The organism is Thiobacillus denitrificans ATCC 25259 (genome assembly GCF_000012745.1).
GTDB classification, from domain to species: Bacteria; Pseudomonadota; Gammaproteobacteria; order Burkholderiales; family Thiobacillaceae; genus Thiobacillus; species Thiobacillus denitrificans_B.
The window spans coordinates 88392-108363 of the sequence record NC_007404.1; the positions used below are offsets into that span (position 1 = coordinate 88392).

Sequence of the window (19972 nt, forward strand, 5' to 3'; positions counted from 1 at the left end):
AGGAGAACGCCCCCGTGTCAGACGACCCCTTGCATCCCCACCCGCAGCGGAGCACGGTGAGCAGCTTCCCCGCGCGTCCGCGCATCCTCGTCGTGGACGACGAGATCTTGATCCTCGAAGGCATGCGGCGGCTGCTCGCGGCGCGCGACTACGACGTGACGACCGCGAACGGCGGCTGCGAGGCCCTGATCGCGATCGGCAAGCAGCAGTTCGACGTCATCCTGCTCGATCTCGGCATGCCCGACCTGAGCGGCGCCGAAGTGCTGCGTTTCGTCGCGGACCGCAGCGCGGACACGCCGGTGATCGTCGTGTCCGGAGACAGCACGATCGACGCCGCGATCCGCGCGCTCAGGGGCGGCGCAGCCGACTTCGTGCGCAAGCCCTACGAGCCCGAGGAGCTGCTGCGCCGCGTCGACAACACGCTTACGCGCCGTCGCCTCGAACGCGAAAACAACCACATCCTGCAGCGGCTGCAGCAATCCGAGAAGTGGCACCGCTTCCTCGTCAACAGTTCGCCCGATTTCATCTACACGCTCGACTGCGACGGCCGCTTCACCTTCGTCAACGACCGCGTCGAAAGCCTGCTCGGCTACACGCGCGAGGACCTGCTCGGACAGCACTACAGCACGATCATCCACGAGGAGGACCTCGCGCGCGCGGAGCACGTCTTCAACGAACGGCGGGCCGGCGACCGCAGCGCGCGCAACATCGAGATCCGCCTCAAGTGCAACCCGGGCATGCGGCGGCCGCGCCTCATGAACGGCCGCTGCAAGGCCGTCGAGCTGACCGCGACGGGCATGTATGACGAAGACGCCACGCTTTTCGAGCGCCGCTTCATCGGCAGCTACGGCGTCGCGAAAGACGTCACCGAGCGCAAGCAGGCCGAGGAGACCGTGCATTACCAGGCCTATCACGACCTGCTCACCGGTCTGCCGAACCGCGCGCTGTTCCGCGATCACCTCGCGCTGATGCTCGCGCAGGCCAAGCGCAGCCACAAGACCCTGGCCGTGCTGAGTCTCGATCTCGATCATTTCAAGGTCATCAACGACTCGCTCGGCCATACCATAGGCGACGAACTGCTGCTCGCGGTCGGCGCGCGCCTGCGCCAGTGCCTGCGCGAGGGCGACACGCTCGCGCGCCTCGGCGGCGACGAGTTCGCGGTGCTGCTGCCGACCCTGCTGTCCCGCGGCGACGTCGAACAGATCTGCCGCAAGATCATCCAGGTCCTGTCCCGGCCCGTGTACGTCAAGGGTCATGAAATCTACATCTCGGTCAGCATCGGTGCCTGCGTCGCGCCCGACGACGGCGAGATGATCGACAGCCTGATCCGTCAGGCGGAGATCGCGATGTACCAGGCCAAGGCGCAGGGCCGCAGCCGGCTGCAGTTCTGGGAAGCCGGCATGCAGGCCCCCTATTCCGAGCGCATGCAGATCGAAGCCGACCTGCGGCGTGCGCTCGCGCGCAACGAATTCGTGCTGTTCTACCAGCCGCAGGTCGACACCGTGAGCGGCGAGGTGCGCGGTTTCGAGGCGCTGCTGCGCTGGTGGCACCCGCAGCGCGGCTTCCTGAGCCCGGCCGAGTTCATTCCGGTCGCCGAAGAATCCGGCGTCATCGTGCCGATCGGGGACTGGGTGTTGCGCGAAGCGAGCGCCCAGATGGCCGAATGGCGCCGCGCCGGGCTGCCGCAGGTGCGCCTGTCGGTCAACATCTCGGCGCGCCAGCTCGAGAGCCCCGACTTCGTCGAGAGCGTCATGCGTGCCGTACAGGTCCATGCACTCGACGGCCAGCAGATCGAACTCGAAATCACCGAGAGCCTGCTGATGCGCGACTTCGAGGCCAACGCGATCAAGCTCGGGCGCCTGTCGGCGTCGGGCATAAGGCTTGCGATCGATGACTTCGGAACCGGCTACAGCTCGTTCAAGTACCTCTCTCGCTTCCCGATCCATACGCTCAAGATCGATCAGTCCTTTATCCAGGAGCTCGAGCGCGAGGAGAACCTCTCGATCGTCAACGCGATGGTCGCGATGGGCCGAGGCATGAATCTCAACGTCGTCGCCGAGGGGGTCGAGACGCAGTCGCAACTGGCCTGCCTGCAGCAGATGCAGTGTCACGAGATGCAGGGCCACTACTACAGCGTGCCGATGTCTGGCCACGATGCCACCGCACTGCTCGGCCGGCATACGCGTGGCTTTGTCGAGGCGGCCGGTTGAGGCGTCGTGCTTTTTCGGCGGATACGGCTCTGAGCAAGAAGCGTCGATGGCGTCGTCGCGATGGCGGGCAGGGCGCGTTTTATCCACCACGCCACGCAGCGATGGCGTAGCACTTGGGCTGTACGCCGGCGCGGAGATGAGGAGCAAGTAAGAGTGCGGGATTTCAAAAACGCTAGGGAGGACGCTCTGAAATCTGCAGAAATCTGGTGGCCAGGGGCGGAATCGAACCGTCGACACGCGGATTTTCAATCCGCTGCTCTACCAACTGAGCTACCTGGCCTGGGGATGCGGCTTGGCCGGAAGCGCCGACCAATCGAAGCCCGGCATTTAAACCTTAAAGCCGTTGCGAGTCAAGGATGGGGCGATTTTGACGAGCGCTTTCGCAGGGCGGTTGCGCGCTTCGGGGAGATCGGGGAGCATGCCGTCGGCACATCTCGGACAGGGCTCAATGCATGGAGGTAGGGTTTGTCTGGCTGGCGCGCTTGATGTTCGTCGGCATCTTTTTCCTGGGAATCGGCATGTTGTACCGCGCCTGGTCGATCGGCGTGCGCCGCGATCTGCGCTACGTCGCGGATTGGCGCGGGCGCCCGGTGCGGGACGGGGCGCGCTGGGCAGGCGTCGTGATGGCGATCAACTCGGCGGGCGGGATCGGGTTGCTCGCGGTCGGTGTCGCGGTCGTTACGCTCGGCCTTCAGTTCGCGCTTTGGACCGGACTGACGGCCTTCATCATCTGGACGTATTACTTTGCCTTGCGTGTCGTCGTGCACCGGGCACACGTCGACGCGAGGGTTTGAGGGCGTCGACGGCATCGCTATGGCCGTCATTCGACTGGTCAAATTTGACTATCGTGGCTTAGCTCCTAGGGTTGGAACGTAGCGACGGTGTAGAGTGCGCAAAAAACACTATTTGATGTGCGGTTTCAGTCGGTCGTAACACTCACCAGCGGAGGAAAGTGTCCATGTCCCAGCCACAAAATTTCGATCCCCAGGCGTACTGGCGCGCGACCTTGCGCCTGCTCGTCGCAACCCTGGTCATCTGGTTCGTCGTTTCTTTCGGGGCAGGCATCCTGTTCCGCGATGCGCTCGACACGGTCCGCATCGGCGGTTATCCGCTGGGCTTCTGGTTCGCCCAGCAGGGGTCCATTTTCATCTTCGTCGGTCTGATCTTCTGGTATGCCAAGCGCATGGACAAGATCGACCGTGAGCACGACGTCCACGAAGAATAAGCAGAGAACCGGGAGATAACTCGAATGGATCTGAAAACCCTGACCTACATCGTCGTAGGCCTGTCGTTCGCGCTCTACATCGGCATCGCCATCTGGGCGCGTGCCGGAACCACCAAGGAGTTCTACATCGCGGGCGGCGGTGTGCACCCGATCGTCAACGGCATGGCGACAGGCGCCGACTGGATGTCGGCCGCGTCGTTCATTTCGATGGCCGGCCTGATCGCCTTCCTCGGCTACGGCGGCTCGGTCTACCTGATGGGCTGGACCGGCGGTTACGTGCTGCTGGCCGTGCTGCTGGCGCCGTATCTGCGCAAGTTCGGCAAGTTCACGGTGCCCGAGTTCATCGGCGACCGCTATTACTCGCAGACGGCGCGCATCGTCGCGGTGATCTGCCTGATCTTCATTTCCTTCACCTACGTCGCGGGGCAGATGCGCGGCGTCGGCATCGTGTTCTCGCGCTTCCTCGAAGTCGACATCACGACCGGCCTGCTGGTCGGCATGGGCCTCGTGTTCTTCTACGCCGTGCTCGGCGGCATGAAGGGCATCACCTACACCCAGGTCGCGCAGTACGTGGTGCTGATCTTCGCCTACACGATCCCGGCGGTGTTCATTTCGCTGCAGATCTCGGGCAACGTCTTCCCGCAGCTCGGCCTCGGCGGGCACACCGGCGAGATGTACTTCCTCGACAAGCTCAACCAGACCGTGACCGATCTCGGCTTCGCCGCGTACACCGCCGGCAACAAGACGATGATCGACGTCTTCTGCATCACACTCGCGCTGATGGCGGGCACGGCGGGTCTGCCCCACGTCATCGTGCGCTTCTTCACGGTGCCGAAAGTGCATGACGCGCGGCTGTCGGCCGGCTGGGCGCTGGTCTTCATCGCCATCCTCTACACGACCGCGCCCGCGGTCGGCGCGATGGCGCGCTACAACCTGCACGCGACGGTCAATACCGCGGTGGCGAGCGGTGGCGACATGTTCGCCCCCGACGCGAGCATCGAGGGCGAGACGCGCCCCGAGTGGATGAAGCGCTGGGAGAAGACCGGTCTCGTCATGTGGGAGGACAAGAACAGCGACGGCCGCATCCAGTACTACAACGACCAGAGCAAGGACGAGACCGTGCTAGCCAAGGCCGAAGCCGCCGGATGGGCCGGCAACGAGCTCGGCTCCAAGGGCAAGGATGGCAAGTTCGAAGGCAAGGTCGACAACGACATCATGGTGCTCGCCAACCCCGAAATCGCCGGCCTGCCCGACTGGGTGATCGCGCTGATCGCCGCGGGCGGCATTGCGGCCGCGCTATCGACCGCCGCGGGCCTCCTGCTCGTCATCTCCTCGGCGATCTCGCACGACCTGCTGAAGGGGGTCTTCGCGAGGAACATCTCGGAGAAGGGGGAACTCGCGGCCGGCCGCATCGCGGCTGCGGTCGCGGTGCTCATCGCCGGCTATCTCGGCTACAACCCGCCGGGCTTCGTCGCGCAGGTCGTGGCTTTCGCCTTCGGTCTGGCCTGCGCGTCGCTGTTCCCGACCATCGTCATGGGCATCTTCAGCAAGACCATGAACCGGGCCGGCGCGATCGTCGGCATGCTCACGGGGCTGAGCTTCACGCTGGCCTACATCGTGTACTTCAAGCGCGACGTGCTGCTCGGCATGTCCAAGGTGCCCGATTCCGAGTGGTTGTTCGGCATCTCGCCCGAGGGCATCGGCGTCGTCGGCATGATTCTCAACTTTGCCGTGGCTTATCTGGTGATGAAGCTGACGCCCAAGTGCCCGGATCATATCCAGCACCTGGTCGAAGGTATCCGCTACCCGCGCGGCGCCGGCACGGCGCAGGCGCACTGAGCCGCCGGCCGCTCGACGAGACCCCCGCCGCGGCGGGGGTTTTTGTTTGTGCACCGGCTCAGAAACCGGACTGGCGGCGCTGCGTGTACTCGAGGTCCTTGAGGCCGGCAAAGCTCGCGCTTCCGCGGGCATCGAGCGCCTTGCGCAGGGCGAGCAGCAACTGCGCGGTGGAGAGGGCGTCGGCCAGCGCGTTATGGCGCGCGTAGTTGCCGATTTTGAATTCGCTCATCCAGTCGTCGAGACTGCGGCGCCGCCGGGCGAGCCGCGGGTAGAGCGCCGGCGCAACGTAGGCCAGGTCGGCCCAGGCGTGGCTGAAATCGAGCCCGAGAAAGGCTTTCATCGCACGGCGGATCATCGGCGCGTCGAAGGCGACATGGAAGGCGACGAGCGGGTCCTTGCCGAGGTATTCGAGAAAGGCGAGCAAGGCGTCGGCGGGCGGCACGCCCGCGCGCTGCGCCGTGCCGCCGATGCCGTGGATCAGGATGTTGCCCTTCTCGCTGACGGTGTCCTGTTGCAGCACGATTTCGAGGCTGTCGCCGAGCTGCACCTTGCCTCGGGAGACGGCGACCGCGCCGATCGCGATCAGGCGATCGCGGCGAGGGTCGAGTCCGCTCGTTTCGACGTCGACCACCACGCAGCGGCCCTCGTCGAGGGGCAGATCGTGGCGCGGCGACGGCAGCGCGCGCCAGGCGGCCAGACGCGCGGCCTGCTGCGGCGAGAGTTCCGGTTTTCTGCCGAAGCGAGGCGCCAGCCAGTTCATACCTGGTAGTGCAGGCCGAGCTTGGTCTGCAGCTTGCGCGCCTGGCGGAAGGCTTCCTTGAGGATGCGGCTGTCGAGATTGTTGAGCGTGTCGGGGTCGACCCGGTTGCCGAGCGACGCACCCTGTTCGCTTTGTCCGTGGTGAAGGCGCAGGCGCAACAGCTGGATGAAGAGGAAGGCCTCGCAGTAGGCGTCGACATCGCGGCTGGCAAGCTTCAGCGGCGCCGCGATCTCGCGCAGGCGCTCGAGCGTGTTGGTCTGCGTGCCGCCGATCGCGAGACTGAAGATGCGCGCAGCGTCGACGAAGGGGGTGATGCCGTTGAGCTTGAGGTCGACCGCGTGATCGTCGCCGGTGACGAAGTCGCGCACGACCCCGAGCGGCGGGCGGTTGCGCAGGGCGTTGACCGCAAGCTGGTGCAGGAAGCGCGAGTTCTTCGGTGCGGCGGCGCGCAGCCAGTCGCGCAATTCGACGCCGAGACCGACCGCACCGTAGAGCGGACGGAAATCGAAGAAGATCGTCGCATGCAGCAGGTCCATCGGCGCGCCGTGATAGATCCAGCGGTCGAAGGTGTCCTGCCATTCCTCGAGCGAAAGGCACCACTTCGGATTCGACGCCATGACCTCGCCGCCGCAGAGCGGAAACCCGCATTCGGCGAGCGCGAGGTTGACGCGTTTGGCGAAGGGCAATAGCGCCTCGCGCTGCGCGGTGGGCGACTCGCCCGCCTTCGGCGCGAAGATGATGCCGTTGTCCTGATCGGTGTTCAGCGTCTGCTCGAAGCGCCCCTCGGAGCCCAGCGCTAGCCAGCAGAATTCGATGTCGCGGGCGGGACTCTCCTGCAATTCGAGCTCGATGACACGCGTCGTCAGCAGGTCGTTGAGCGTGGTGATGATCTGCGTCAACTGCTCGGCTGCGATGCCCTGCGCGAGCATGTTGCGCGAGAGCTGCTGGATGTCGCGAGCGCTCTGCTTGAGCAGATCGAGATCGGGCGCGTGACGGATCGCCGTGCTGATTTCGCTGAGCCCAACGCGTTGCAGGCTGAACAGATCCTTTTCCGAGACCACGCCGGTGAGGCGGCCGTTGTCGGTCACGAGAACGTGGCGGATGCCCTCCTTGGCCATGGTCAGCGCCGCATCGTGGGCAAGCGCGTGCGGCGGCAGCGTGGTGAGTTGCGTGCTCATGATGTCGATCACGGGCCGTTCGAGGTCGGCGCCCGCGAGCGCGACGCGGTCCAACACGTCGTGAAGCGTGAGGATGCCTCGCGGGACGCCATTTTCGACGGCGACCATCGCCCCGACGCCCTGTGTCTTCATCGACTGCAAGGCCTGCCGCACCGAGCTTTGCGGCGAGCAGGTCACGGGCTCGCGGCGCACGATGGCCGCGAGGCGGCTGCTCATCGACTGCTGCTCGGCGCTTGCCCTCGAGTAGCCGGCGTGAATCCGGCGCAGCGAATGCTCGAGCAGATTGGCGATCCGCCGCGTACAAAAATCCTTGAAGGGCTCGCTCAGCTGCGTCAACTGCAGGAAATCCGCTGCCGCGAGCTGGTAGCAGAAGGCGTCGCTGCCGGCGCGGTAGACGCTCGTGACCGGGCGCTCGGCGAGTAGCGCGCCGAGCGGGAAACATTCGCCTTCGCGCAGCTCGAGCCAGGGCGCGCCGTCCGTAGTTTGCGCGCGGCCCTGTTCACCTTGCACGACCCCCTGCTTGATCACGAAAAACTGCAGCGGCGCGACCTGCTCGGGCGCAAGAATGACCTCGCCCTGGGCGAAATAGCCGAGCGACAATCGCCGGGCCATCCAGAGCAGGTGCTCGCGTGCCATCTGATCGAAGGGGGCGAACTGAGCGAGGTGGTCGACGGTCGCCTGGACCAGCGAATTGACAGCCTCTGACATGGACTCTCCTGTGGCGTGTCGTCGCCCCATTATCGTCAGGCGACGCTTCGCTCGGCAAGGTGCTGGGCGAGAAGCGCGAGTGGCGTGCATGAAAAAGCCCCGCCGAGGCGGGGCTTTTGAACGGCCGAACAGGGTGCTGTTCGTTACCCGCAGGTGCCCTGACGGACATCTCGAGCCGGCCGCGGTCGAACGACGGGCTTACATCATGCCCATGCCGCCCATGTCGCCCATGCCGCCACCCATCGGCATCGCGGGCGCCTTGTCTTCCGGCAGGTCGGCGACCATGCAGTCGGTAGTCAGCATCAGGCCGGCGATCGATGCGGCGTTCTGCAGCGCGGTGCGCGTGACCTTGGTCGGGTCGAGCACGCCCATCGCGACCATGTCGCCGTACTCGCTGGTGCCGGCGTTGTAGCCGAAGTTGCCCTCGCCTTCGAGCACCTTGTTGACGACGACCGACGGCTCGTCGCCGCAGTTCTTGACGATCTGGCGCAGCGGCTCCTCGATCGCGCGCAGCACGATCTTCACGCCCGCATCCTGGTCGTGGTTGTCGCCCTTGATCGCGGCAGCCGCGGCCTTGGCGCGCAGCAGTGCCACGCCGCCGCCGGGAACGATGCCTTCTTCGACCGCGGCACGGGTCGCGTGCAGCGCGTCTTCGACGCGGGCCTTCTTCTCCTTCATCTCGACTTCGGTCGCAGCGCCGACCTTGATCACGGCGACGCCACCGGCCAGCTTGGCCTTGCGCTCCTGCAGCTTTTCCTTGTCGTAGTCGGAGGTGACTTCCTCGATCTGCTTGTTGATCTGGGCGATGCGGCCCTTGATCGCGTTGCCGTCACCGGCGCCGTCGATGATCGTGGTGTTCTCCTTGCCGACCTCGATGCGCTTGGCGCGGCCCAGATCCTGCAGGGTGGCCTTCTCGAGGCTCAAGCCGACTTCCTCGGCGATCACGGTGCCGCCGGTCAGGATGGCCATGTCTTCGAGCATCGCCTTGCGACGGTCGCCGAAGCCCGGCGCCTTGACCGCGCAGGTCTTGAGGATGCCGCGGATGTTGTTGACGACGAGCGTGGCGAGCGCTTCGCCGTCGACGTCTTCGGCGACGATCATCAGCGGCTTGCCGGCCTTGGCGACCTGCTCGAGCACGGGCAGCAGGTCACGGATGTTGGAGATCTTCTTGTCGAACAAGAGGATGAAGGGATCGTCCATGATCGCCATCTGCTTGTCGGCGTTGTTGATGAAGTAGGGCGACAGGTAGCCGCGGTCGAACTGCATGCCCTCGACGACGTCGAGCTCGTTTTCCAGCCCGGAGCCGTCTTCGACCGTGATCACGCCTTCCTTGCCGACCTTGTCCATCGCGTCGGCGATGATCTGGCCGATCGGGGCGTCGGAGTTGGCCGAGATCGAGCCGACCTGGGCGATTTCCTTGCTCGTCGTGCAGGGCTTCGAGATCTTCTTCAGTTCTTCGGTGATCGCGTTGACCGCCTTGTCGATGCCACGCTTGAGGTCCATCGGGTTCATGCCCGCGGCGACGAACTTCATGCCTTCGTTGACGATCGACTGGGCGAGCACGGTCGCGGTCGTGGTCCCGTCACCGGCGACGTCGGAGGTCTTCGACGCGACTTCCTTGACCATCTGCGCGCCCATGTTCTCGAGCTTGTCCTTGAGCTCGATTTCCTTGGCGACCGACACGCCGTCCTTGGTCACCGTCGGGGCGCCGAAAGAACGGTCGAGTACCACGTTGCGGCCTTTCGGGCCCAGCGTCACCTTGACGGCGTCAGCCAGAACGTTGACACCCGCCACCATGCGGTGACGCGCGGAATCACCAAAACGTACGTCTTTTGCAGCCATTGCTTAACTCCTAGATATTTGAATTCGGTTGGGTTTGCGTGCGGTGGCGGCTTACTGCTCGACCACGCCCATGATGTCTTCTTCGCGCATCACCAAGAGCTCCTCGCCCTCGACCTTGACGGTCTGGCCGGCGTACTTGCCGAAGAGCACGCGGTCGCCGACCTTTACGTCCAGCGAAATCAGCTTGCCCTGGTCGTCTTTCTTGCCCGCGCCGACGGCCACGATCTCACCCTGATCGGGTTTTTCGGCGGCGGTGTCGGGGATCACGATGCCCGAGGCGGTCTTGCGCTCTTCTTCCATGCGTTTGACAATCACTCGGTCGTGCAGAGGACGGATTTTCATTGCAAAGTCTCCATTGCTAGCGTTGATAACCGGCAGCCGCGGCTGCCCGAAAATAAGGAAGCGGCGAGGGTGTGATTAGCACTCGCCGCCATAGAGTGCTGATAATAGGGGCGCCCTATGACAATTTCAAGTCCATGGATGATCTTTTAAGCCGTACCCGCGCCGCCGTCTGGCACCCCTGCACGCAGATGAAGGATCTCGAGGCGACGCCGCCGCTGGCCATCGCGCGCGGCGAAGGCCCGTGGCTCATCGACACCGCGGGCCGGCGCTACGTCGACGCGATCTCGAGCTGGTGGGTCAACCTGTTCGGCCATTGCAATCCGCGCATCAATGCCGCGATCACCGACCAGCTCGGGCGGATCGAGCACGTCATGCTCGCCGGTGCGACCCACGAACCGGTCGTCGCGCTCTCGGAGCGGCTCAGCGCGCTCACCGCCCTGGGACACGCGTTTTACGCGTCGGACGGCGCGTCGGCGACCGAAATCGCGCTGAAAATGAGCGCTCACTACTGGCGCAACACCGGCCGCCCGGAGAAGAACGCTTTCGTCAGCCTGCAAAACGGCTACCACGGCGAGACCGTCGGCGCGCTGTCGGTCACCGACATTCCGCTCTTCCGCGCGACCTACGAACCGTTGCTACGGCACAGCGCGCGCGTGCCCTCGCCCGACGCCCGGCTCGCCGCGTCGGGCGAGTCGCCCGCGGCCTTCGCCGAACGTTGCGCCGCCGCGCTCGAGGCGCATCTCGCCGCGCACGCCGAAACGACCGCGGCGCTGATCGTCGAGCCGCTCGTGCAGGGCGCGGCCGGCATGGCGATGTATGACCCGATCTACCTGACGCGCGCGCGCGAACTCTGCGACCGCTACGAAGTGCATCTGATCGCCGACGAAATCGCGGTCGGCTTCGGCCGCAGCGGGACGATGTTCGCCTTCGAGCAGGCGCCGCTGCCGGGCGGACCCGCGCCGAAGCCGGTCCGCCCGGACTTCATCTGTCTGTCGAAGGGCATCACCGGGGGCTATCTGCCGCTGTCGTCGGTGCTGACGACCGATTCCGTCTACGCGGCCTTTTACGGCGACGAAACGGCGCGCGGCTTTCTGCATTCGCATTCGTACACCGGCAATCCGCTCGCCTGCCGCGCGGCGCTCGCGGTGCTCGACCTATTCGAGCAGGACGACGTCATCGCCGCCAACCGCGCCAAGGCGGCCACCTTCACGACCATCCTGGCGCCCGTTCGGGCTCACCGACGGGTCCGCCACTTCCGCCGCTGCGGCATGATCTGGGCCTTCGACGTCGCCGGCGCGACCCCGGGCTTCGCCGCGCGCTTTCACCGCGCCGCGCTCGCGCAGGGCGTGTTCGTGCGGCCGATCGGCAACGTGGTCTACGTCATGCCGCCCTACGTGACCGGCGACGACGAGATGCGGCAGGTTTGCGACGCGCTGCTCGCCTGCCTCGACGCCCCGGAGGTATAGCGGGCGCGTTTAGCGGAACCAGGACGCACGACAGAAAGTCAGTATCCGATTACTATCTTGGCGCGGCACCTGCGACGCCGGAAGGCAGGAGCGATGGGCGAGCCGGAGCGCGTTCGGCGCGCATACTACGTCGGCCGCAGCCAGGGGGCATTCAAGTCAATTCCGAGGAGAAGCAATGAAATCAGCAAGTCTCGTACTCGCCCTCGTCCTGGGCATCGAGGCGACGGCGGCCGTCGCGGCCGACGCCCATTCCCACCATGCAGCCCCAACCGAAGACCGCCGCGCCGTGCTCGCGCTGAGCGAGACGGAGCGGGCGATGATCCTCGAGGAGATGCGCCTCTTCCTCGTCGGCGTCGAGAAGCTGACCGGCGCTTTGGCTCGCGAGGACATGGCCGCGGTGGCCACCGAAGCGCGCGAACTGGGTGTCAAGATGACGCACGACGTTCCTCCGGCACTGCGCGAGAAGCTGCCCCAGGCGTTCCGCCAACTCGGGTTCACCGTGCATCGCGACTTCGACGCGCTGGCCCTCGACGCCGAGAGCATGAAGGACCCGCGTCACAGTCTCCAGCAGTTGTCGGCCACCCTGCAAAAATGCGTGAGCTGCCATGCCGGCTATCAGATCCGCCCGCAGCCGCTCGCGGCGGCGCACTGAGCGCGCCGCATGACGAGCATGCTGACGCGTGCCCGGGCCAGGCGACGGGTGGCGCCGCGACCCGGCTCGTACGCCGCGGGGGCAGCGGGCGCCGAGCTCACGGGCGCTACGCGTTCCGTCGCACGTAGGACAAGGCCGGGTCGCACGGCGTCGATCGGGGCGAAAAAAACGTTGGCGAGCGCAAACCTCTCTACCATGGCTGGCAGCATGGACGCGGTGCGGGGGAGGCACCCACGAGCATGAAACTGACTTTTCTCGGCGCGGCCCACGAGGTGACGGGCTCGAGCTACCTCGTCGAGGCCGACGGCGTGCGCTTTCTGGTCGACTGCGGGATGTTCCAGGGCGGGCGCGAGGCGCGCGAAAAAAACCGCCGTCCGTTCGGCTTCGACCCGGCGGCGCTCGACTTCGTCATCCTGACCCACGCCCACATCGACCATTCCGGCCTGTTGCCGCGGCTGGTCGCCGACGGCTACCGCGGGCCCGTGCACGCGACCCGGGCGACCTGCGACCTGCTCGCCGTGATGCTGCCGGATTCAGCCCACATCCAGGAAAAGGAGGCCGAGTACGCGCGCGTCGACCGCTTCGGCGAGTCGGCGAGGCGCGAGGCCAATGGCGAGACCGCGCGCGACACGGCGCCGCTGTATACGGTCGCCGAGGCGCGCGCCGCGCTCGCCCGGCTGAACGGCGTCGACTACGATCTCGAAATCGCGCCTCACCCGGCTGTGCGCTGCAAATTTCGCGACGCCGGCCACATCCTCGGCTCGGCCATCGTCGAGCTGTGGATCGGCGAGGGCGCGAAGCGGCGCAAACTCGTGTTTTCGGGCGATCTGGGCCAGCCGGCGCGCCCGCTGCTGCACGACCCGACGCCGATCACGGACGCCGACTACCTGGTGGTGGAGTCGACCTACGGCAACCGCGATCACAAGACGATGGCAGCGACCGAAGACGAGCTCGTCGAGGCGATCAACGACACGCTCGAGCGCAAGGGCGGCAACGTCGTCGTCCCCGCCTTCGCGGTCGGCCGCACGCAGGACATGCTTTATCTGTTCGCCGACCTGAGCCGCCAGGGGCGGATTCCCAAACTCACGGTGTTCGTCGATTCGCCGATGGCGACCGCGGCGACCGAGATCACCTTCAAGCACATGGCCTTGCTCGACGCCGAGACGCATCGGCTCATGGGCCGCCACGGCGGCACCGCGCATTTCCGCAAGCTCGGTTTCGTCGAGGACGTCGAGGAATCGAAGGCGCTCGACCGCATCAAGGGCGGCGCCGTCATCGTCTCGGCGAGCGGCATGTGCGAAGCCGGGCGCATCAAGTTCCACCTGCGCGCCAACCTCGGGCGGCGCGAGTCGAGCGTGCTCATCACCGGCTTCCAGGCGGCCGGCACCTTCGGCCGCAGGCTCGTCGACGGCGCGAAGCAGGTCCGTCTGCTCGGCGAGGACATCAAGGTGCGCGCCGATATCTACACGCTCGGCGGCCTCTCGGCCCACGCCGACCGCAGCGCCCTGCTCGGCTGGCTCGGGCATTTCACCAACAAACCGCGTCGCGTCTTCGTCGTCCACGGCGAGGAAGACGTCGCGACCGGCTTCGCCGCGACGATCGCCACGCAGTTCGGCTGGGATGCGATCGCCCCGACCGGGGGCCGCAGCGTCGTTCTGGACTAGAGATGAAGATGAAACCTCCCGCACTTTCCCTGGCAGTCCTCCCGCTCGCGCTTGCGCTCGCGGGTCCCGCTTTCGCCGCCTCGGTCGCCGACTGGGAGGGCTGCAGCGCGATCCCTGCCGACGTCGACCGCCTTGCCTGTTACGACCGCGTGTCGGGGCGCGTGCCCGAGGCAGAGGCCGCGGCGACGCCCGCCGCGGACGGAATCGCGATGGAACCGGCGCCGGTCGCCGAGGCCCAGCCCGCGGATGCGCCGAGCCTGCTCTCGGCGCTCTCGCGTCACTGGGAACTCGACGACGAGGCCAAGCAGGGCGCCTTCCTATTCCGCCCGCATCGCCCCAACTATTTCCTGCCGCTCAAGTACAGCACGCGGCCCAACGACACGCCTTTCCGCGACACCTTTTCGCATTCCGACCTCGGCCTTGATTCAATCGAGACCGAAGTGCAGCTCAGCTTCAAGATCAAGGGGATGGAAGGCGTCTTCGGCTACGACAATGTCGACCTCTGGTTCGGCTATACCGCGAGCTCGTTCTGGCAGGCCTACAACGGCACGATCTCATCGCCGTTCAGGGAGACCAACTACGAGCCCGAGGCGATGCTGGTGTTTCGAACCGACTACGACATCGCCGGGTTTCGCGGGCGTTTCATCAACCTCGGCCTGTCGCACCAGTCGAACGGCCGTGGCGAGGACCTGTCGCGCAGCTGGAATCGGGTCTACGCGCAATTCGGTTTCGAGCGCGACAACCTCGCGCTGCTGATCCGGCCCTGGTATCGGCTGCCCGAACATGACGAAGACGACAACCCGAACATCGAGGACTACATGGGCCACGGCGACCTGCTCGCGGTCTACCGCAAGGGCCGCAACGCCTATTCGCTCCTGCTGCGTAACAATTTCAAGCGCTCCGACAATCGCGGCGCGTTCGAACTCAGCTGGAGCTTTCCGCTGCACGGCCGGCTGAAAGGCTACGTGCAGTATTTCAACGGCTACGGCGAGTCGCTGATCGACTACAACCACCGCCAACAGTCGCTCGGTTTCGGCTTCAGCCTGGCCGAGGGCATGTAGGCCGCGCGCACGGCGCGGACTACTCGGATGCGTTGGGCTCGGATGCGTTGGGCTCGGCTGCGTCGAGCGCGGCGCGCTTCAGCAGCGCGTGCACGTAGCTCACCGGAATCGCGTAGCTGATGCCGCTCGGCGTCGACAGCGCGGCTTCCTTCGCGCCTTTGACGTAGACCGAATTGAGCACGCCGAGCACCTCCCCCGTCTCCGGGTGCCAGACCGGGCTGCCGCTGTTTCCGGGGTAGGCGATCGCGTCGAGCTCGAATACCTCGTAGGCGTCGCGCGCCTGCTTCAGGGTGCGCGCATTGAGCTGGTCGGCACTTTGCATCGGCGTGAATATCGGAACGATCGCGGCGAGCCCGGCGCGATGGGTCGAGGCGTTGAGCCCGAGTATGGAACCGATCGGATAGCCGGTGAAGTAGAGTTGCCAGCCTTCGCGTGCGCGCGCCGAGTCGCCGAGCTTGAGGGTCGGCAGCGGGGCGCCGTCGATCCGGAGCAGGGCGAGATCGCGCGCGCTGTCGGTCGCGACGAGGCGGGCGCTGCGCACCGCCATCTGCCGGTCGCGGCCGATGAAAACGGCGTGGACGGCTTTTTTCTCGGTGTCGAGCGGCTTGGCGAAAATGTGCGCGCACGACACGACGTGGCGGCCGTCGAGCACGGCGAAACCGGTGCCGAGCAGGTTGGCGCGCGGCCGGCCCGTCGGCTGGAAGGTGCCGACGCCGACGACGGCGGGCTTGACCTTGGCGACCGTGTCGGCCACGTCGGCCTCGACCGGGAGCGCGGTCGCGAGCAGGATCAGCGCGACGCTGGAATGCAGCTTGCTCGCCCATCGTCCAGCCCGGCGCGCAGGCCGTCGCGGAAGGCGCGGGCAAATTCGATACAATCCGGGCGGCAGCAGGGACAGTCTATTCATAGGGGAATCCAAGCATGAGCGTTGTTGCGGTTGTCGGGCTGGGCTACGTCGGCCTGCCCTTGGCGGTGGAATTCGGCAAGAAGACGCGCACTGTCGGTTTTGACCTTTCACGCGAAAAAATCGAGCACTACCGTCGATTCTGCGACCCCACCGGCGAAGTGTCGTCGGACGACCTCAAGGCGGCGACGCATCTCACCGTGACGACCGACCCGGCCGCGCTGGCCGAGGCCGATTTCATCGTCGTCGCGGTACCGACCCCGGTCGACGCGGCGCATATCCCGGATTTCTCCCCGCTCGTCGGCGCGTCGACCACGGTCGGCAAACACATGAAAAAAGGCGCGACGGTGATCTACGAATCGACAGTCTACCCCGGCGCCACCGAGGAGGTCTGCATCCCGATTCTCGAGAAGAATTCGGGCATGACGTGGCGCCACGGCTTCCACGTCGGCTACTCGCCCGAGCGCGTGAACCCCGGCGACAAGGAAAGGACGATCACCCGGATCGTCAAGGTCGTCTCGGGCGACGACGCGGCGACCCTCGACAAGGTCGCCGAGCTCTACGGCAGCGTGATCACGGCCGGCGTGCACCGCGCGAGTTCGATCAAGGTCGCCGAAGCGGCCAAGGTCATCGAGAACACGCAGCGCGACCTCAATATCGCGCTCATGAACGAACTCTCGCTGATCTTCCACCGCCTGGGCATCGACACGCTCGAGGTGTTGAAGGCCGCCGGAACCAAGTGGAACTTCCTGCCCTTCCGCCCGGGCCTCGTCGGCGGCCACTGCATCGGCGTCGACCCCTACTACCTGACGCACAAGGCCGACATGCTCGGCTACCACCCGCAGGTCATCCTCGCCGGCCGCCGCATCAACGACGGCATGGGCGCCTACGTCGCCCAGGAAACGGTGAAGAAAATGATCGCCGGCGGTGTCCAGGTCAAGGGCGCCAAGGTCAACGTGCTCGGGCTCACGTTCAAGGAAAACTGTCCCGACCTGCGCAATTCCAAGGTCGTCGACGTCATCCGCGAGCTGCAATCCTTCGGCTGCGAGGTGCACGTCCACGATCCGCTCGGCGAGTCGAAGGAGGCCGAACACGAATACGGGATCGGCCTCACCGCGTGGGAGGAGCTGCCGGCGTGCGACGCGCTCGTCGCCGCGGTCTCGCATGCCGCCTACCTCGACAAGCCGTTCGCGGAACTGACCGCGACCCTGAAGAAGGGCGGCACCTTCACCGACGTCAAGTCGGCGTATGACCCGGCGACCGTGGAAGCCGCGGGCTTCGCCCTATGGAGGCTCTGATGTCCGCGTTCGACGCGCTCAAGGCTGAGCTCGTGGCCGAACCGAAGACCTGGCTGGTGACGGGGGCCGCCGGCTTCATCGGCAGCAATCTCGTCGAAGCCCTGCTGAGGCTCGATCAGCGTGTCGTCGGCCTCGACAACTTCGCCACCGGGCACGAAAAGAACCTCGCGCAGGTGCAGGCGAGCGTCGGCCCTGCACGCTGGGCGAACCTGAGCTTCAAGCGCGGCGACATCCGCGACCTCATCACCTGTCATGACGCCTGCAAGGGCGTCGACTACGTACTGCATCAGGCCGCCCTCGGCTCGGTGCCGCGTTCGATCGAGGATCCGATCTCGACCCACGCCGCCAACAACACCGGCTTTCTCAACATGCTGGTTGCGGCGCGCGACGCCCGGGTCAAGCGTTTCGTCTACGCCGCATCGAGCTCGACCTACGGCGACCACCCGGCGCTGCCCAAGGTCGAGGACATCATCGGCAAGCCGCTGTCGCCGTACGCGGTGACCAAGCTCGTGAACGAGCTCTACGCCGACGTGTTCGGCCGCTGCTATGGCATGGAGTCGATCGGCCTCAGATATTTCAACATCTTCGGCCGCCGTCAGGATCCCCAGGGCGCGTACGCCGCCGTCATCCCGAAATGGGTCGCCAGCATGATCCACGGCGAGCCGGTCTACATCAACGGCGACGGCGAGACCAGCCGCGACTTCTGCTACATCGACAACGTCATCCAGGCCAACCTGCTCGCCGCGACGAGCCCGCACGCCGACGCCGCGAACCAGGTCTACAACATCGCGGTCGGCGACCGCACGACGCTCAACGAATTGTTCGAGGCGATCCGCTCGCTGCTGGCGCCGCGCTTCCCCCATCTCGCCGACGTGAAGCCGGTCTACCGTGACTTCCGCTCGGGCGACGTGCGTCATTCGCTTGCCGACATTTCCAAGGCGCGCACGCGGCTCGGCTACGCGCCGAGCCATCGCATCGCAGACGGCCTCGCCGAGGCGATGGACTGGTACGTGCAGGACCTCGCCTAAGCCCAACCCGTCATTCAATCCTTACGCGTCCGGGCGTGCCGGGCGACGCGGCAGGCGCCGGCAAATTCGTCCCCGGGAGCCTCAAGCCGGCGAGTTTCGAACCGCTAAAAGCAGGTGACCCAAGCCTTGCCTCCCGCTGACCCGCACCCCGCCGAAGAAACGGCGCTGGACGATCCCGGCCTGCCGTTTCGCCAGAGCGCGCTCGACATCCTGCTGCGCCGCATGCGCAGCGAAAGCGACTTCCCTGCGCTGTCCGAGGCGATCGGTGCGATCAACCGCATCGCCGCGTCGGATCGCGAGGGGGTCAACGAGCTGTCGAACAACATCCTCAAGGACTTCGCGCTCACCAACAAGCTCTTGCGGCTCGCCAACGTCGCGTTCTACAACCAGGTCGGCGGCGGCTCGATCAGCACGATCTCGCGTGCGGTCGTGATCCTCGGTTTCGACGCCGTGCGCTCGATCGCGCTGAGCCTCATCCTGTTCGACAACCTCGAAAACAAGGCGCACGCACAGCAGCTCAAGGAAGAGTTCGTCAAGCTGCTCTACGCCGGGATGCTGGCGCGCGAAATGGCGGGCAAGGCGCAGGTGGCCGACGTCGAAGAGGCGTTCATCGGCGCGATGCTGCACAAGCTCGGGCGCATGCTGGCGATGTTCTACTTTCCCGCGGAAACCGCGCAGATCGAGGAACGGATCGCGGCCGAGGGGCTCGGCGACAGCCGGGTGTCGAGCGAAGTGCTCGGCGTCTCGTTCGAAAACCTCGGCATCGGCATCGCGCGCAGCTGGGGTTTCCCCGATCAGCTCGTGCAGAGCATGAAGAAACTTCCGGAAGGCAAGCTCAGGCGAAGCACCGCCGGCGCCGACCGCCTGCGCGCGCTCGCCGGGTTTTCCAATGCCTTGTGTGAAGCCATCCTCGACACCCCCGACAGCGAACGCGGCAAGGCGCTGGCGAAGATCACCGGGCGTTTCAGCGACGTCGTGCCGATCGGCGTCGAACAACTCGCCGAGGTGATGGAAAAGTCGATGCACGACTTCGCGCAATTCGCCCTCGCCGTGAATGTGAACCTCAAGCAGAGCGATTTCGCCCAGCAGGCGTCGAAATGGGCCGGCGTGCGCATGCCGGCGGCGTCCACCGATCCGTCCGCCAGCGCCGACGACCGCGCCGCGCTCGAGTCGACGATGCTGCACGAGCACGCGCCGATACTCGACGACGCGTCCGCGGCCGTGCCCGAGAGTGCACCGCGCAGCAGCGCTGAAATCCAGGCCGCGCTCAGCTCGGGGCTGCAGGACGTCGGCAATTCCCTGATCGACGACAACGTGTCGATCAACGACATCCTGCGCATGATTCTCGAGGCGATGTATACCGGCATGGGCTTCGACCACGTCGTGCTGTGCATCAAGGATGGGCGTCGCAATGCGATGTGCGGCAAGTTCGGTTTCGGCGACGGCGTGCAGGACCTGATCAGGGCCTTCGACTTTCCGCTCACGGCGCCGGCGGACGTCTTTCTGGTCGCCCTGCAGCAGAACGCGGACATCCTCATTACCGACATCGACGACGCCAAGATCGCGACGCGCATCCCCGCCTGGTATCGCGCGCGCGTCGCGGCACACACCTTCGCGCTCTTTCCGATCATCGTCCGCGGCAAGGCCGTGGGGCTGATTTACGCCGACCGCGCGCGCCCCGGCGACATCACGATCCCGGAAAAGGAATTGTCGCTGCTGAAGTCCCTGCGCAACCAGGCCGTACTCGCCATCCGCCAGTCGGTGTAGGGCTGCGCCTCCCGCTGCCGGGATGGCC

General features: G+C 65.9%; 16 protein-coding genes and 1 tRNA gene. 11 read left to right on the top strand and 6 right to left on the bottom strand.

Annotated features, from left to right (window positions below; all coding sequences use genetic code 11):
• Positions 1 to 14: 14 nt before the first annotated feature.
• Entirely contained in the window at positions 15 to 2210 is a 2196-nt protein-coding gene (locus TBD_RS00415; protein WP_041432145.1) for an EAL domain-containing response regulator, read from the top strand.
• A gap of 204 nt (positions 2211 to 2414) precedes the next feature.
• On the opposite strand, the gene TBD_RS00420 is transcribed toward TBD_RS00415, so the two are convergent.
• Positions 2415 to 2490: transfer RNA gene (locus tag TBD_RS00420), tRNA-Phe, on the bottom strand.
• A 172-nt stretch (positions 2491 to 2662) separates the two neighbouring features.
• Between TBD_RS00420 and TBD_RS00425 the strand changes: the two genes are divergently transcribed.
• From TBD_RS00425 to TBD_RS00435, 3 genes are all read left to right on the top strand, one after another.
• On the top strand, positions 2663 to 3004 hold the full coding sequence (locus tag TBD_RS00425) for a hypothetical protein (protein ID WP_011310599.1): 342 nt from the start codon (positions 2663 to 2665) through the stop codon (positions 3002 to 3004).
• Between the two features lie 164 nt (positions 3005 to 3168).
• On the top strand, positions 3169 to 3435 hold the full coding sequence (locus TBD_RS00430; RefSeq protein ID WP_011310600.1) for a DUF4212 domain-containing protein: 267 nt from the start codon (positions 3169 to 3171) through the stop codon (positions 3433 to 3435).
• A 24-nt stretch (positions 3436 to 3459) separates the two neighbouring features.
• Entirely contained in the window at positions 3460 to 5274 is a 1815-nt protein-coding gene (locus TBD_RS00435; protein WP_011310601.1) for a sodium:solute symporter family protein, read from the top strand.
• 58 nt (positions 5275 to 5332) lie between these two features.
• On the opposite strand, the gene TBD_RS00440 is transcribed toward TBD_RS00435, so the two are convergent.
• The 4 genes from TBD_RS00440 to groES form a co-directional block, all read right to left on the bottom strand.
• A complete protein-coding gene (locus TBD_RS00440) occupies positions 5333 to 6034 on the bottom strand; it encodes a 3'-5' exonuclease (RefSeq protein WP_011310602.1) in 702 nt (233 codons plus the stop codon).
• Positions 6031 to 7920 (bottom strand): DUF294 nucleotidyltransferase-like domain-containing protein, encoded by a 1890-nt coding sequence (locus TBD_RS00445; RefSeq protein ID WP_011310603.1) that lies wholly within the window; start codon positions 7918 to 7920, stop codon positions 6031 to 6033. The genes TBD_RS00440 and TBD_RS00445 overlap by 4 nt, the downstream gene beginning before the upstream one ends.
• 198 nt (positions 7921 to 8118) lie before the next feature.
• Entirely contained in the window at positions 8119 to 9762 is a 1644-nt protein-coding gene (groL, locus tag TBD_RS00450) for a chaperonin GroEL (protein WP_011310604.1), read from the bottom strand.
• 51 nt (positions 9763 to 9813) lie between these two features.
• Positions 9814 to 10104 carry a co-chaperone GroES gene (groES, locus tag TBD_RS00455; protein ID WP_011310605.1) on the bottom strand — a complete coding sequence of 97 codons (291 nt, stop codon included), beginning with the start codon at positions 10102 to 10104 and terminating at the stop codon, positions 9814 to 9816.
• A gap of 134 nt (positions 10105 to 10238) precedes the next feature.
• Between groES and bioA the strand changes: the two genes are divergently transcribed.
• The 4 genes from bioA (at position 10239) to TBD_RS00475 (ending at position 14947) form a co-directional block, all read left to right on the top strand.
• Positions 10239 to 11570: an adenosylmethionine--8-amino-7-oxononanoate transaminase gene (gene bioA / locus TBD_RS00460; RefSeq protein ID WP_041432148.1), complete on the top strand. Its 1332-nt coding sequence runs from the start codon at positions 10239 to 10241 to the stop codon at positions 11568 to 11570.
• Positions 11571 to 11745: 175 nt separating this feature from the next.
• Complete coding sequence (locus TBD_RS00465) at positions 11746 to 12222, top strand: hypothetical protein (protein ID WP_011310607.1); 477 nt, start codon at positions 11746 to 11748, stop codon at positions 12220 to 12222.
• 239 nt (positions 12223 to 12461) lie between these two features.
• A complete protein-coding gene (locus tag TBD_RS00470) occupies positions 12462 to 13886 on the top strand; it encodes an MBL fold metallo-hydrolase RNA specificity domain-containing protein (protein WP_011310608.1) in 1425 nt (474 codons plus the stop codon).
• 8 nt (positions 13887 to 13894) lie between these two features.
• Positions 13895 to 14947: a phospholipase A gene (locus TBD_RS00475; RefSeq protein ID WP_238376471.1), complete on the top strand. Its 1053-nt coding sequence runs from the start codon at positions 13895 to 13897 to the stop codon at positions 14945 to 14947.
• Between the two features lie 19 nt (positions 14948 to 14966).
• Here TBD_RS00475 and TBD_RS00480 read toward each other — a convergent pair whose 3' ends face one another.
• On the bottom strand, positions 14967 to 15854 hold the full coding sequence (locus tag TBD_RS00480; protein WP_011310610.1) for a S1 family peptidase: 888 nt from the start codon (positions 15852 to 15854) through the stop codon (positions 14967 to 14969).
• Positions 15855 to 15868: 14 nt separating this feature from the next.
• Between TBD_RS00480 and TBD_RS00485 the strand changes: the two genes are divergently transcribed.
• The 3 genes from TBD_RS00485 to TBD_RS00495 all read left to right on the top strand — a co-directional run bounded on the left by TBD_RS00485 (position 15869) and on the right by TBD_RS00495 (position 19944).
• Entirely contained in the window at positions 15869 to 17149 is a 1281-nt protein-coding gene (locus TBD_RS00485; RefSeq protein ID WP_011310611.1) for a nucleotide sugar dehydrogenase, read from the top strand.
• The gene (locus tag TBD_RS00490; RefSeq protein ID WP_011310612.1) at positions 17149 to 18177 is read left to right on the top strand and encodes an SDR family oxidoreductase; all 1029 of its coding nucleotides are present in this window, start codon (positions 17149 to 17151) and stop codon (positions 18175 to 18177) included. Before TBD_RS00485 ends, TBD_RS00490 begins: the two co-directional genes overlap by 1 nt.
• A 126-nt stretch (positions 18178 to 18303) precedes the next feature.
• The gene (locus tag TBD_RS00495) at positions 18304 to 19944 is read left to right on the top strand and encodes an HDOD domain-containing protein (protein ID WP_011310613.1); all 1641 of its coding nucleotides are present in this window, start codon (positions 18304 to 18306) and stop codon (positions 19942 to 19944) included.
• Positions 19945 to 19972 lie beyond the last annotated feature (28 nt).